At 61.0% G+C, this 12,210-nt stretch carries 12 protein-coding genes and 1 pseudogene; 9 read left to right on the top strand and 4 right to left on the bottom strand.

Annotated features, from left to right (window positions below):
* Nucleotide 1 precedes the first annotated feature (1 nt).
* The 3 genes from EOA78_RS11895 to EOA78_RS11885 all read right to left on the bottom strand — a co-directional run bounded on the left by EOA78_RS11895 (nucleotide 2) and on the right by EOA78_RS11885 (nucleotide 2,430).
* Nucleotides 2-1,027 carry a DUF692 domain-containing protein gene (locus tag EOA78_RS11895; protein WP_065011868.1) on the bottom strand — a complete coding sequence of 342 codons (1,026 nt, stop codon included), beginning with the start codon at nucleotides 1,025-1,027 and terminating at the stop codon, nucleotides 2-4.
* Between the two features lie 42 nt (nucleotides 1,028-1,069).
* The gene (locus EOA78_RS11890) at nucleotides 1,070-1,339 is read right to left on the bottom strand and encodes a DUF2282 domain-containing protein (protein ID WP_127315278.1); all 270 of its coding nucleotides are present in this window, start codon (nucleotides 1,337-1,339) and stop codon (nucleotides 1,070-1,072) included.
* A 230-nt stretch (nucleotides 1,340-1,569) separates the two neighbouring features.
* Nucleotides 1,570-2,430, bottom strand: coding sequence for a hypothetical protein (locus tag EOA78_RS11885; RefSeq protein ID WP_127315277.1), 861 nt, complete (start codon nucleotides 2,428-2,430; stop codon nucleotides 1,570-1,572).
* Between the two features lie 430 nt (nucleotides 2,431-2,860).
* Here EOA78_RS11885 and EOA78_RS11880 point away from each other — a divergent pair, with 430 nt between their 5' ends.
* From EOA78_RS11880 to EOA78_RS11860, 5 genes are all read left to right on the top strand, one after another.
* Entirely contained in the window at nucleotides 2,861-3,136 is a 276-nt protein-coding gene (locus EOA78_RS11880; RefSeq protein WP_065011866.1) for a hypothetical protein, read from the top strand.
* Between the two features lie 241 nt (nucleotides 3,137-3,377).
* The gene (locus tag EOA78_RS11875; protein WP_127315276.1) at nucleotides 3,378-4,292 is read left to right on the top strand and encodes a LysR family transcriptional regulator; all 915 of its coding nucleotides are present in this window, start codon (nucleotides 3,378-3,380) and stop codon (nucleotides 4,290-4,292) included.
* A gap of 190 nt (nucleotides 4,293-4,482) precedes the next feature.
* On the top strand, nucleotides 4,483-4,983 hold the full coding sequence (locus tag EOA78_RS11870) for a cupin (RefSeq protein ID WP_029348498.1): 501 nt from the start codon (nucleotides 4,483-4,485) through the stop codon (nucleotides 4,981-4,983).
* A 92-nt stretch (nucleotides 4,984-5,075) separates the two neighbouring features.
* The gene (locus EOA78_RS11865; protein ID WP_127315275.1) at nucleotides 5,076-6,278 is read left to right on the top strand and encodes an MFS transporter; all 1,203 of its coding nucleotides are present in this window, start codon (nucleotides 5,076-5,078) and stop codon (nucleotides 6,276-6,278) included.
* A 106-nt stretch (nucleotides 6,279-6,384) separates the two neighbouring features.
* Nucleotides 6,385-6,849 (top strand): DUF302 domain-containing protein, encoded by a 465-nt coding sequence (locus EOA78_RS11860; protein ID WP_127315274.1) that lies wholly within the window; start codon nucleotides 6,385-6,387, stop codon nucleotides 6,847-6,849.
* Nucleotides 6,850-6,989: 140 nt separating this feature from the next.
* Here the strand turns inward: EOA78_RS11860 and EOA78_RS11855 are convergent.
* Nucleotides 6,990-7,135 (bottom strand): annotated as a pseudogene (locus EOA78_RS11855) (LysR family transcriptional regulator); the annotation flags it as partial.
* 270 nt (nucleotides 7,136-7,405) lie between these two features.
* Here EOA78_RS11855 and EOA78_RS11850 point away from each other — a divergent pair.
* From EOA78_RS11850 to EOA78_RS11835, 4 genes are read left to right on the top strand one after another with little or no spacing between them, the layout of a single operon-like run.
* Nucleotides 7,406-8,188 carry a 3-hydroxybutyrate dehydrogenase gene (locus EOA78_RS11850; protein WP_127315273.1) on the top strand — a complete coding sequence of 261 codons (783 nt, stop codon included), beginning with the start codon at nucleotides 7,406-7,408 and terminating at the stop codon, nucleotides 8,186-8,188.
* Between the two features lie 26 nt (nucleotides 8,189-8,214).
* Nucleotides 8,215-9,372: a patatin-like phospholipase family protein gene (locus EOA78_RS11845; protein WP_127315272.1), complete on the top strand. Its 1,158-nt coding sequence runs from the start codon at nucleotides 8,215-8,217 to the stop codon at nucleotides 9,370-9,372.
* Between the two features lie 43 nt (nucleotides 9,373-9,415).
* Complete coding sequence (locus EOA78_RS11840; protein ID WP_127315271.1) at nucleotides 9,416-10,810, top strand: NAD(P)/FAD-dependent oxidoreductase; 1,395 nt, start codon at nucleotides 9,416-9,418, stop codon at nucleotides 10,808-10,810.
* Nucleotides 10,811-10,828: 18 nt separating this feature from the next.
* Nucleotides 10,829-12,175 (top strand): NAD(P)/FAD-dependent oxidoreductase, encoded by a 1,347-nt coding sequence (locus EOA78_RS11835; RefSeq protein ID WP_127315270.1) that lies wholly within the window; start codon nucleotides 10,829-10,831, stop codon nucleotides 12,173-12,175.
* Nucleotides 12,176-12,210 lie beyond the last annotated feature (35 nt).

Genomic DNA, 12,210 nt, shown 5'->3' with positions numbered 1-12,210 from the left:
CTCAAGCGGCAACATGGTATCGTTCCTTAAGCGGCGGCGACGCGACGGGCGTGGCCCGTGCTGCCTTGGCGGCGGCAAATGCGGCAAGCACGGGCATTCCGGCCCTAGCCTCGCCTTCAAAAAGCGTGGACACCAAGCACGCCCTGGTTGTCGCGTTTTGTCTCGCAGTCTGCTTTTGGTTGAACATGATCGAAGCCGTCAGCATGTCGGCCCACATCGCTTCGCCAAGCAGAACATCGAGAACAGGGACATCGGTGTCCCATTCGATCAAGGTGGGGCGCGGTCCGAGCCGGTCTATCGCATGCTGGTAGAGCGTCCAAACAACCGGCGGCACGCGCGAACCATGATCATCGATGAGAACCGTGTCGGTCCCGACCTGATTGGTTGCATGGCCGGCAAGATGGATCTCGCCGATAGCCTCGGCAGGCAGCGTATCGATGAAAGCTCTCGCATCATATTGAAGGTTGTGCGCCGAGACCTGGACATTGTTGACGTCCAGCAGCAGACCACAGCCGGTCCGCGCTACGAGTTCGGTCAGGAATTGTGCTTCAACCATCGAGGAGTCCGCGAAGGCGACATAGGCGGACAGATTTTCAATGAGCACCTGCCGCTGCAGCGTGTCCTGGACGGCTTCGACGTTGCGCGCCACGATTTCTAGCGCCTCATCATCATAGCGCAGCGGCAGCAGATCGTTGAGGTAGGCGCCGTCGGCGACGCTCCAGGCGAGATGTTCTGAGACGAGATCGGGCTGGAAGCGCTCGCAGACCTTGCGCAGCCTTTGGAGATGGTCGTGATCCACGCCCCTTGCGCTGCCAAGGGACAGGCCGACTCCGTGGACCGACAGCGGGTATATCTCGCGCAGCCTTTCCAACGCATCGACGCCGGCGCCGTCTCCCATATAGTTCTCGGCATGCACTTCGAGCCAGCCCGCGGAGGGCCTGCGGGTCAGCATCTCACCGATGTGAGGCGAGCGAAGACCGATGCCCGCCGTTGCGGGGATCGCGAGGGGACGAAACGCATGGGGCATCGGTCTGCTCCTTCCAAAGGGTTGGCTCGAAGTCCGAATCGCTCAGGCTTTCGCCTTGTCGCTGCCGCCGGTGATCTTCGCGCAGGTGCCCGCGGGCACGTAGAGCCAGGAATCCGGCTGGTTATCGGCGGTGGAGGTGCCGGCGCATGAATGCGTTGCGGTCTGGCAGTCGTTCTGGCCAGCCTTGACGACGCCGTAGCACTTCTCGAAGGCGAAGTTGGGCTGATCGGCGGGGCCGCTATGGGCGGCCGTGGCGGCCAGCGAAGTGGCGGCCGCGAGGGCCGATCCGATGAGGGCTTTGGTGTTGATCACAGTCGTGTCTCCTGTTTGGGTTTCGAGGGAAAGACTGACCTTGCGGCCTGTCTGCAAGCAGTGTCCCCGATCAGACGGCCGAGCTGAAATGCTGTCTCGGCATGGATTTGATACGCATCGCTTCATTTACGAGCGGCAAAGAAAAAGCCCTCCGGCGGGGAACCGGAGGGCTTGGCGCCTGCGTCCGTGGAACGGGGCGAAGCAGGCGCGACTAGGCGGGAGGGAGGCGCCTAGACGTATCGGGTTTTGCCGTCGGCGGCGGAAGGTTCATTCACAACGAGATGACCGGCCAGAAGCCAATCCTCGGCTCGCTCCCGTCCTCTGTCACGCCTGTCGGTCAACTCACTCCAGTCGGTCCACGGCCTGGCGAACAGCGCTGCACCAGCCCGGTGCTGACGGTCGAATATGGTGTGGGTCAGCGGGGGCTTCGGCGCGCCATGATTGGCGGCGATGTTGCGATCCGCGCACTGCGTCGTGAACCCTGAAGGCTTGCCGGCGATGATCAGCAGATGGCCCGCTTCAACCGACCGCACCTGCCCCAAGGCCGCAAGGTCGCCGTCGCCCCAATAGGTCTCGCCGTCAATCTCAACGGCCGGGAAAAGGAATGGGACTGTGGCCGCCGCCACGATAGCGTCGATTGACACTTGATCGCCCGAGAACACCCTCACGGCGTCGGTGCGGGCGTTCGAAGCCGAAATGCTGAGTTTCACAGGGCAGCCTTTCTTGCGGAGCTCGGCGATGTCGATTGACTGTTCCAGTATCGATCGCAGCGGATTGGCTTTGCTGGTTGCGAACATCGACACGTGGCTGATGCGTCGCAAGAGGTTGGCGAGCGCCGTGCGTGCGCCACGGCGACCGGCGAGGGCGAGGCCGTAGGCCAGAACCGCCGCCTCCAGCGCGCTGAAACCCGACGCGGTGATGTTGCCGAAGGAAAGGCCAGGCTCATCCAGCAAGCGATCGAGCACGCCCCAGACAAAAGCGCCGTGCGCGTCGCTTGCCAGAACTATGTCGACGAGCTGTCCGCCGTCCATCGCAGGTCTTGCGCCGGCAATGACGGCGTTGTTGGTTTCGATTTCGGTCTGGACATGCATCTTTAGTCTCCATCCCAAAAACGCCAGCCAGGGCGTCTCATGGAGAAACTGCCACATCATTTCCTGTTGGCGAAATGCCAAGGTGGCATGAACTCCATAGGCAGGGTGCATTGCTGCAATCGCCTGCGCGGCGGAAGGTTTGTGCAAGGCAGGCAAAAATCCGCGTGCAACGACCCGGAGTGAGCGAGCGCCATGCCGCATTCTGCGCGAACGTGCTCGCTTTGGGTGGTGCCAATTGGCGTTCTGCCGCCAAGCATCCGCGGGATACAGAACCGGCATAAACTCCATACGCAGATGGCATTGGCAAGGTGGCCGCCAATCGCAGCAAAGTCGATCTCGGCAAGGGGGAACCGAAGAGTTTAAAATTGCTGCCGATCATTACGCAGTCGCCGATGGGACGACTGTTCAACCTCAGAGAAGGATCACCACCATGAATATCAAAGCTATCTGCCTTGGCGCGTTTGCACTTTCCGTTCTTGGCGGCGTGGCGTTTGCCGGCGCGCTGGATTCACCGTCCAACATGCAGCCGTTCTACGCCGATGCGAGCATGAAGACGATGAAGTCGGATGCAGAATTCAAAGCAGCCTGGAATGCGATGTCGAAGGACAAGCGGAACGCGATGAAGAGGGAGTGCAATGACGCGGCGATGAGCAAGCCGTATGCCGAGTTTTGCGTCAAGGTCCATCAGCTTGGCGGCAACAGCTAATCGCCGATTGGCCTTTTTGGCGCAACACGAGCATAATGGCGAGCAAATGCTCGCCATCATTGTTTTTAGGTCGGCCTGAGCGGGGCTCTGGCCGTAGCGCAATGATCCGCACCTCGACTTCAGAAAGCATCATGACGGGCCGCTATCGACTTTATAGCGGCAGTGCATTGGCACGACGGGACGCTTTGCGGCAGGCTCCGACGCCAGCACATGAACCATATGCAGTTCGGGGACAATCGGCATGGACATCCATCACATCCGCTATTTTCTTGCAGTCTGCGAGACACGAAATTTCACGCGCGCCGGCGAAAAATGCAACGTAACGCAACCGGCGCTGTCGCGCGCAATTCAGCAGCTTGAGGAAGAGGTCGGCGGCTTGCTTTTTCGCCGCGAGCGAAATCTCACCCATCTCACGGATCTAGGCGTTCTGCTGCGACCCCGTTTCCAGCAAATCCTCGATGAACTGACCGGCGTTCGGCAAGAGGCATCAAGGTTTCTCTGTCTGGAAAATGCGAATCTCAAGGTTGGTGTCATGTGCACCATCGGTCCGCGCCGGTTCACTGGTCTGCTGGCCGAGTTCAGCAGACGTCAGCAGGGCATCCAGCTGCAGCTTGTCGAGGGCGTGCCCACCTCACTTTCGCAATTGCTCGAATCGGGCGACATCGACGTCGCCATCATGGCATCGAGCGACAGTTTTCCCGAACGCTTCGATGTCACGCCGCTTTATCGCGAGCGCTTCGTCCTGGCATTGCCCAACGGCCATCGACTGGCCCGCAACGACAATGTTTCCATTTCCGAACTCGACGGGGAAAACTACCTCAGGCGATTGAACTGCGAGTATCGCGATCACCTCGCCGGACTTTGCAGCGATCGCGGCGTGAAGCTCAGGATTTCCTATGCCAGCGAGCGCGAGGACTGGATCCAGAACATGGTTTCCGGAGGCCTTGGAATTTGCTTCATCCCCGAATTCAGCGCGGTGATCCCCGGCTTGCAGGTCCGGCCCGTCGTCGACCCCGAGGTTTGGCGGGAAGTATGCTTGGTTGTCGTGGCAGGACGAAGATTCTCGCCGGCCGCTTCGGCCTTCGTGAGCAGCGTCAAGGCACATGGCTGGCCGATGAGCGCCATGCCATTGGCAGTCCACAAGACGGCGGCCTGAAGCATAGTCGAAGACTTTTAATTCTCGCCACGTGCTTCTCACACCTCCCATCCGTCGCCACGTGTGTAACCATAGTTTTCAGGTATCGAATTGAGAGCCAGGCAGCATTTCTCTTTCTTTGTGGATCCCGTCACTCTCCTCGTCATGCCCCGCCTCCCGCGTTTGGGCACCGACAAAGGAGAAATACAACATGGCTACCAAAACAATTGCATTGCCGGCGCCGCTGACCCTCGCGCTGACGCTCGGACTTCTTACTGCAACGGCTGCATTTTCCGTTGCCCCGGCCTTTGCCGGCGACTGCCCTGCGGGCCAAGCTGCCACGACTGATATCCAGGAGCATCCGAGCAAGCCAGTAGGCGTTACCGACGATGTCCTTTCCGCGATCGATCTGAGCCCGAAGGGCGAGGCTTGGAAAGGCAACATGCTGCGCCTGCGCAAGCTCGTCGTTCAGCCCGGCGGTGTCGTGCCCTGGCACGAGCACACTGTTCGTCCCGCCAACATCCTCGTCGTCGAAGGCTCGATCACCGAATATCGCAGCACCTGCAAGGTGGGAATTGAACACCAGGCTGGCGACGTGAGCGTCGAATTCGGCCAGCTCGCCCATTGGTGGAAGAACAATGGCAAGGTCCCGGCGGTGCTCTATTCGGCCGACATCCTGCCACCGGCAATGCGCGAAGACCACACGATGTGAGTCACGCATTGCGATGACCGTTTCCTAGCATCAGCTACTGAAAGCGCGTCCTCAGGTAATCACCTGGGGACGTGTGGCCACGGAGTCCTGCTATGACGACAAGCGAACAGACCGAACCAAGGCGGCTGCGGATGGTTGCCGCTGACAGTTGGCGCTTCGGTATTATTGCCGTGATTGCCTTCCTGACACTTGTCGATCTCTTCGCCACCCAGGCCATCTTGCCGTCGCTGGTGATAAAGTTCGGCGTCAGCCGCGCGACGATGGGCTTTGCCGTCAATGCCAGCACTTTCGGCATGGCCGTGGCCGGAATTGCGGTGGCGCTTTTTGGCAGGAACCTCGATCGCCGCAACGGCATCTGGATCAGCCTTGCGGTGCTGGCGATACCGACTATGCTGCTGTCACAAACAGACAGCATCGTCGCCTTTGGCCTGCTCCGTGTCGTCCAGGGCTTGTGCATGTCGACTGCGTTCACGCTGACGATGGCCTACCTGGCCGAGCATTTTTCCGCGCGGCAGACGACGGGTGCGCTTGCGGCCTATGTGACCGGCAATGTCGCCAGTAATTTCTTCGGACGGCTTATGTCGGCCGCCGTCGCAGATACGTTTGGCATCTCCACTAACTTCTTGACGTTCGCCGCCCTCAATCTGATTGGCGCGGCTCTTGTCTGGCTCACGCTGCAGAAGACATCCGCAATGACGCGCGCCGACGCGATAGGCGAGCCTGCCCGCGCGGCCTGGAAGGGCCCGCTGAACAACGTCGAGCTGCGCGCCTGTTTCGCGATCGGCTTCCTGATCCTCTTCGTCTTCATAGGCACTTTCACCTATGTCAACTTCCAGCTCGTCACCGCCCCGCTATCGCTGTCGCCAATGGCGCTCGGGCTGGTGTATTTCGTCTTCCTGCCTTCCATGCTGACCACGCCGCTCGCCGGGCGTCTCGCTGCGGGCCTGGGCCCAAGGATCGGCATCGATGCAACGCTTACGCTGGCGATCCTGGGTTTGCTTCTGCTGCTCACGACCAGCCTTCCCATTGTTCTCGGCGGGATGGCGCTGGTCGCTATTGGCACCTTCCTGGCGCAGGCAATAGCGACAGGACACGTCAGCCGGACGGCCTCGCGCGATCGCACCGCCGCAAGCGGCATCTACCTTGCTTCCTACTATACAGGCGGGCTCGCCGGCAGCTTCGTGATCGGACAGATCTACGACCGGATCGGCTGGACCGCATGCGTGGCCGTGCTCGCTACGGTCCTCGCCGGCGCGATCGGGGTCGCGCGGTCATTGAAGTCGCCGACCGCCTGACGATCGGGAGAACGTCGATCACAAGGCGACCTTCAGCCGACAATGAACAGAGATATCAACCCAATATCCAAAATCCACGCAACCCAGAAAACCAAAGGAGACCAACATGACCACCTACCTGAAAACCTTGATTGCCGGCGCCGCCATGCTGATGGCGATCGTCGTCCCGGCTGCCGCTTCGGATGGCGTCGTCACGGTGAAGAGCGACTATTCCGTCGCCGAAACCGTTGCCCGTATCAAGAAAGACGTCCGCAAGAAGGGCATCATGTTCTTTGGCGTCATCGACCAGGCAAGGCTTGGCAAGGACGCTGGCAACGATGTCAGGCCGTCGTCGCTGGTTATGTTCGGCAATCCGGCGCTCGGCACGACCTTCATCACGTCGAACCCCGAAGCCGGTCTCGACTGGCCGGTGCGCGTGCTGGTCTACCAGGCCACGGATGGTTCGGTTTACGCCGCCTACAGCGATTTCGACTGGATCGCCAAGCGTCATGGCATCACCGATCGCGCGCCGCAGTTCAGGATGGCGACCGAGGTCATCCGGTCCGTGACCTCGACGATCAGGAAAAACTGAGCGCGGATGATGTGCCGAAGATCCTCCGACCGCACGCGAGGCAGGTTGTTTGGCGCGGCAAGGCTACCCGGCGGCGGATAACGTGGTCCGCTCGCCGAACCCTTTTTGCATGGCCTGGCGCACCAGCGCGACAACTGCCGTCGCTCACGATGAAAAAGCGCGCCGCCAAAATCGTCCTCGAGCAGCTTGATCGCGCGTGAAAGCGCGGGCTGCGTGACGTTGCTCGGCCGCCCTGGTGAACGTTCAATTCCCTCGCGACGGCCAGGAAATATCTGACCTGACTGATCTACACGGCACGCCCCCGGCGGGCTGGCATACGGTGGGATCTTACTGGCTGCCCCAACGTCAAACAAACAAGGCAGCATGGTCGACGGCGGCGCCGGCATAGAGCTTGATGATCTGAGCGTCGGCTATCGAATCCATGTCTCAACGGCATTTCCACTGCTTCGAGTGGCCCGCCATACTTGACCCAGAATTCAGACCGTGGGCGCGGAGATCCGTTGCTCGCCGCCGATTGCCCGCCGTCAGGCCGCAGCTCCAACCGAAGGAAGCGACGATGCTCAAAGGAAAGACAGCACTTATCACAGGCTCGACCAGCGGCATCGGCCAAGGCATTGCCGAAGCCTTCGCGGCCAAAGGTTGCAACATCGTTCTGAACGGCTTCGGCGACGCCAGTGAAATCGAGCTCCTCAGGGCAAAGCTTGCAGCCGACCATGGGGTGACCGTCCGCTACGACGATGCGGACATGAGCAGGGGCGACTCTATAACCGCAATGATGGACAAGGCGATCGCCGAGTTCGGGGCAATCGACATCCTGATCAACAATGCCGGCATTCAGCACGTCGCGCCGATCGACGAGTTCCCGATCGAAAAATGGGAGGCGGTCGTGGCGATTGATCTGATGTCCTCGTTCTACACGATCAGACGCGCTCTCCACGCGATGAAGCAACGCAAGTGGGGCCGCATCATCAACGTTGCCTCGGCGCATGCTCTTGTCGCCTCGCCATACAAATCCGCTTATGTCGCCGCCAAGCATGGGGTCGCCGGCCTGACCAAGACGGTAGCGCTGGAAGTCGCGGAGCAGGGCATCACCGTCAATGCCGTCTGTCCCGGATACGTGCTGACCCCGCTTGTCGAGAAGCAAATACCGGATACGGCGAAGGCACGCGGGATTACCGAACAGCAGGTGATCAAAGACGTGCTTCTGGCTGCCCAGCCGACCAAGCAGTTCGTGACCGTGGCAGAGGTAGCGGCGCTCTGCGTGTTCCTGGCCTCGGACGACGCGGCCTCGATCACCGGCGCCATCATGCCGATCGAAGGCGGCTGGACCGCTCATTGAACGCCCGAATGAGGAGCGACAAAGCCATGAACAGGATCTCCCGAAATCTCTCAACGTCAGACCCGGTGACTGAGCCGAGCCGGATCGCCGATGGTCCGGGCCAGCGCCAGACCGTGTTGGTGCTGCAGGGGGGCGGCGCTCTCGGAGCCTATCAGGCCGGCGTCTACCAGGCGCTCGTTGAAGGCGGGATCGCACTTGATTGGGTCATCGGCACCTCGATCGGCGCCATCAACGCGGCGCTGATTGCGGGAAACGAGCCGCAAGACCGCCTGCCAAGGCTGCGGGAATTCTGGGACAGCGTCAGCCGGAGCAGCCCGCTCGACGAGTTCTTCCAGATGATGCTTCCAAGCAACGTCTTCGCCAATGTGGGCACAGTCGTGCGCGGCATACCGGGCTTCTTCGAGCCGAACCCGAGCGCGCTGCTCGGGGTGAACCGGGAGGTGGGAGTCGAAAAGGCATCCTACTACACCACCGACCCGCTGAAGCGGACTCTCGGCAACCTGATCGATTTCGATTACCTCAACCGGCGCCACACCCGCCTGACCGTCGGCGCCGTGAACGTCAACACCAGCGAACTCAAGTATTTCGACAGCCAAGAGTTGACGCTGTCGCCCGCGCACATCATGGCCTCAGGCGCCTTGCCGCCGGCCTTTCCGGCGGTCTGCATCGACGGCGAGCCGTACTGGGACGGCGGCATCTACTCCAATACGCCGATCGAGGTTGTGCTGGATGCGCGTCCACGGCGCGATGCGCTGATCTTCGCGGTCAACATGTGGCAGCCGCGCGGCACGGAGCCGAAGTCGATCTGGCAGGTCATGGGACGGCAAAAGGATCTTCAATACGCCAGCCGCGGCAAGAGTCACGTGGCTCGCCAGGAGCAATTACATCGTCTGCGGCACGTCGTGCGCGAAATGGGAAAGCTCGTTCCCGATGAGCTACGCGAAGATCCGAGGTTCAAGGAACTCGCCTCCTACGGCTGCCCCTCGGTCATGCACCTGGTTCGGCTGCTTTCACCGCGCCTCGACGGCGAGGACCACACCAAAGACATCGACTTCACCCGGGCAGGCATCCGCACGCGCTGGCAGGCAGGATACGAGCATGGAATGCGCGTTCTCTCGGAGAAGCCGTGGGAATGCGATGTCGACATGCTGCAAGGCATCGTCATCCACGAATCGCAAGAGTGATTTTCGAGCGCGGCGAGGCCGAGGAAAGTGACGGAGAATACCGATGCAGATCATCACTCCGGGAATACGACTGGTTCCAGAAGCCGTGCTCGCCAACAACGCCGCGCTTTTCCGCACGATACCGGAGACACCATCCCATGCGGATAGCTCGCTCCATCGCGTGGTGATCGTTGGTGGCGGTGCGGGCGGGCTCGAACTGGCAACACGCCTCGGTCGCAAGTTCGGCAAGCGGCGGCTTTCCATTACGCTTGTCGACCGTAACCGCATCCATATCTGGAAGCCGCTTCTGCACGAGGTCGCCTCGGGCGCACTGAGCAGATCGAACGATGCGGTGGAATACATAGCCCATGCCAGTCGCCACCATTATCGATATCGCATCGGCGAGGTTGTCGGTATCGACCGCGCCAAGCGCCAGGTCTTTGTGGCGCCCAGTTTCGACGACGACGGCAGGCAGATCATCCCGCCGCGTGTGCTGGGCTATGATACGCTGGTGCTGGCAGTCGGCAGCGTTAGCAATGATTTCGGCACACCAGGGGCGGCTCGTCACGCAATCACGCTCGATACGGCGGACCAGGCCGCCCGGTTCAACAAGCGCATGATAGACGCATGCCTGCGCGCCAACGCGCAATACGAACAGCTGTCGCCAGGCCAGCTCCATTGCGTCATCGTTGGTGCCGGGGCCACCGGCGTCGAACTGGCGGCGGAGCTGCACAAGTCGATGCGGGAAATTGCGTCGCACAACCTCGACAACATCGATTTCGAAAGGCTGATCCACATCACCCTCGTCGAGGCGGGGCCGCGCATCTTGCCGGCTTTGCCGGAACATCTGGCGCGCGCTTCGGCACACCTGCTTCGTGACCTCGGCGTCCAGATACGATGCGGGATCAAGGTCACCGAAGTGACAGAGGACGGCGTCAGGCTTGGCGAGAAGCTGTTTGTGCCGGCCGAACTCGTCGTGTGGTCCGCTGGAATCAAGGCGCCGGACCTTCTGAAAAGACTCGATGGCCTCGAGACGGACCGCATCAATCGCCTGGTCGTGGATGAAACGCTGCAAGCCAAGGGCGACGAAAACGTGTTTGCGATCGGCGACTGCGCGAGCTGTGTCCTGCCCGGCGAGAACAATCCCTTGCCGCCGCGCGCCCAGACAGCCCATCAGCAGGCTGATCACCTGGTCAAGGTGATTGCCGCGCGTCTCAAGGGACGGGCCGCGCCGGAATTCCGTTACCGCGACTACGGATCCCTTGTTTCGCTCGCAGACTACGGCTCGTTTGGCAGCCTGATTGGTGGGCTGAAGATCGAAGGTCTGCTTGCCCGGCTGATGTATCGCTCGCTCTACAAGATGCATCTCAAGGCGGTGCACGGCTTTGCGAAGACCGCGCTGGATTCGATTGGTGAGATAGTGGCCAGGCGCACCAGGCCTCGGATCAAGCTCCATTGAACATGTGCAGGTGGCGCGATGGAAAAGTATGATGTCGTGATCCTCGGTGGCGGCAATGCCGGGATGGGTGTGACTGTGCCTACGCGCGCCGCCGGGATATCGGTGGCCATGATAGAGGCACGTGACCTCGGCGGCACTTGCCCCAATCGCGACTGCACGCCGAAGAAGGTCCTCGTCGCCGCGGCCCACGCGCTCCACGAGATCGAACGGGCACATCCGCACGGAATCATGGTCGACACGCCGAGGCTCGACTGGCGAGCCCTGATCGAACGTGAAAAGGATATGATCAGGGACATTCCCTGCCGCCTGTCCGGATTGATGGCCAAGCGCGGCGTCGATGTCATCGTCGGCGAGGCCGCATTCATCGGCAGCAATACCATCAGCGTCGACGGCCGCGAGCTTGAAGCCAGGAACATTGTGATCGCAACTGGTTCGAAGCCGCGCTCACTGGCAATTCCAGGCTCTGAGCATTTGACGATTTCGGACGATGTCCTGAACGACCCGGTGCTGCCCCGAGCGGTGGTGTTCGTCGGCGGCGGCGTCATTGCCTTCGAACTGGGCCACGTTTATGCGCGCGCCGGCGTCGACGTGACGATCCTCGAAGCGCTGCCGCATTTGCTTGGAGGATTCGACGCCGATGCCGTTGCCCAGATCCGTGGCGAGAGCGAACGCATTGGCATTCATGTCCGCACCCTTGCTTGGGTCAAGAGGATCGACAAGGTCGATGGGCGATTGCGCGTTACCTTTGTGGCGGATGGCATCGAATGCACCGTGGATGCGGATAGGGTTGTGAATTGCGCCGGACGTGTCGCCAATGTCGAGGGGCTCGATCTTGGCGCCGGCGTTATCGTGCATCGCGAAGGCCGCATCGAAATCGATGATCTCCTACGCTCGCGTTCCAATCCTGACGTCTACGTCTGCGGCGATGCGGTGTGGAATTCTCCGCAGCTTTCGCCAGTAGCGACCTATGAGGGCGGCATGGTCGGACGAAACATCGTCGATGGACCGAGACACCGGCCAGACTATGGGCAGATACCGGCGTGTCTCTACACGGTCCCCGCTCTGGCCAGCGTCGGGCTGACCGAGGCCAAAGCGAAAGAGCAAGGTCTTGGCGTGAGGGCCCATGTGAACGACATACAGGGCTGGTTATCCGCGAGGACCTATGCCGAGACCGCCGCGTGGTCGAAGATTATCGTGGATGCGAAGACGGATAGAATCCTAGGTGCCCATATGGTCGGACACGCCGGCGAGGAGTTGATCCACATTTTTGCGCTTGCCATGAAACACGGCATCACGGCATCGCAGCTGTCCGACATGGTCTACGGCTTCCCTACTTTCGCCTCGGATGTCAGGAACATGATGTAACGAATTGAGCGGAGGCAGCGAACAGACTATGAATC

The organism is Mesorhizobium sp. M5C.F.Cr.IN.023.01.1.1 (assembly GCF_003997585.1).
Classification (GTDB): domain Bacteria; phylum Pseudomonadota; class Alphaproteobacteria; order Rhizobiales; family Rhizobiaceae; genus Mesorhizobium; species Mesorhizobium wenxiniae.
Note: the sequence above shows the minus strand (reverse complement) of the source record. Positions and strands in the feature narration are given on the sequence as shown.

Excerpts from the sequence above, each read along its gene's own strand:
- EOA78_RS11895 (WP_065011868.1), bottom strand. The coding sequence starts at position 1,027 with ATGCCCCATGCGTTTCGTCCCCTCGCGATCCCCGCAACGGCGGGCATC.
- EOA78_RS11885 (WP_127315277.1), bottom strand. The coding sequence starts at position 2,430 with ATGCATGTCCAGACCGAAATCGAAACCAACAACGCCGTCATTGCCGGC.
- EOA78_RS11880 (WP_065011866.1), top strand. The coding sequence starts at position 2,861 with ATGAATATCAAAGCTATCTGCCTTGGCGCGTTTGCACTTTCCGTTCTT.
- EOA78_RS11875 (WP_127315276.1), top strand. The coding sequence starts at position 3,378 with ATGGACATCCATCACATCCGCTATTTTCTTGCAGTCTGCGAGACACGA.
- EOA78_RS11870 (WP_029348498.1), top strand. The coding sequence starts at position 4,483 with ATGGCTACCAAAACAATTGCATTGCCGGCGCCGCTGACCCTCGCGCTG.
- EOA78_RS11865 (WP_127315275.1), top strand. The coding sequence starts at position 5,076 with ATGACGACAAGCGAACAGACCGAACCAAGGCGGCTGCGGATGGTTGCC.
- EOA78_RS11860 (WP_127315274.1), top strand. The coding sequence starts at position 6,385 with ATGACCACCTACCTGAAAACCTTGATTGCCGGCGCCGCCATGCTGATG.
- EOA78_RS11850 (WP_127315273.1), top strand. The coding sequence starts at position 7,406 with ATGCTCAAAGGAAAGACAGCACTTATCACAGGCTCGACCAGCGGCATC.
- EOA78_RS11845 (WP_127315272.1), top strand. The coding sequence starts at position 8,215 with ATGAACAGGATCTCCCGAAATCTCTCAACGTCAGACCCGGTGACTGAG.
- EOA78_RS11840 (WP_127315271.1), top strand. The coding sequence starts at position 9,416 with ATGCAGATCATCACTCCGGGAATACGACTGGTTCCAGAAGCCGTGCTC.
- EOA78_RS11835 (WP_127315270.1), top strand. The coding sequence starts at position 10,829 with ATGGAAAAGTATGATGTCGTGATCCTCGGTGGCGGCAATGCCGGGATG.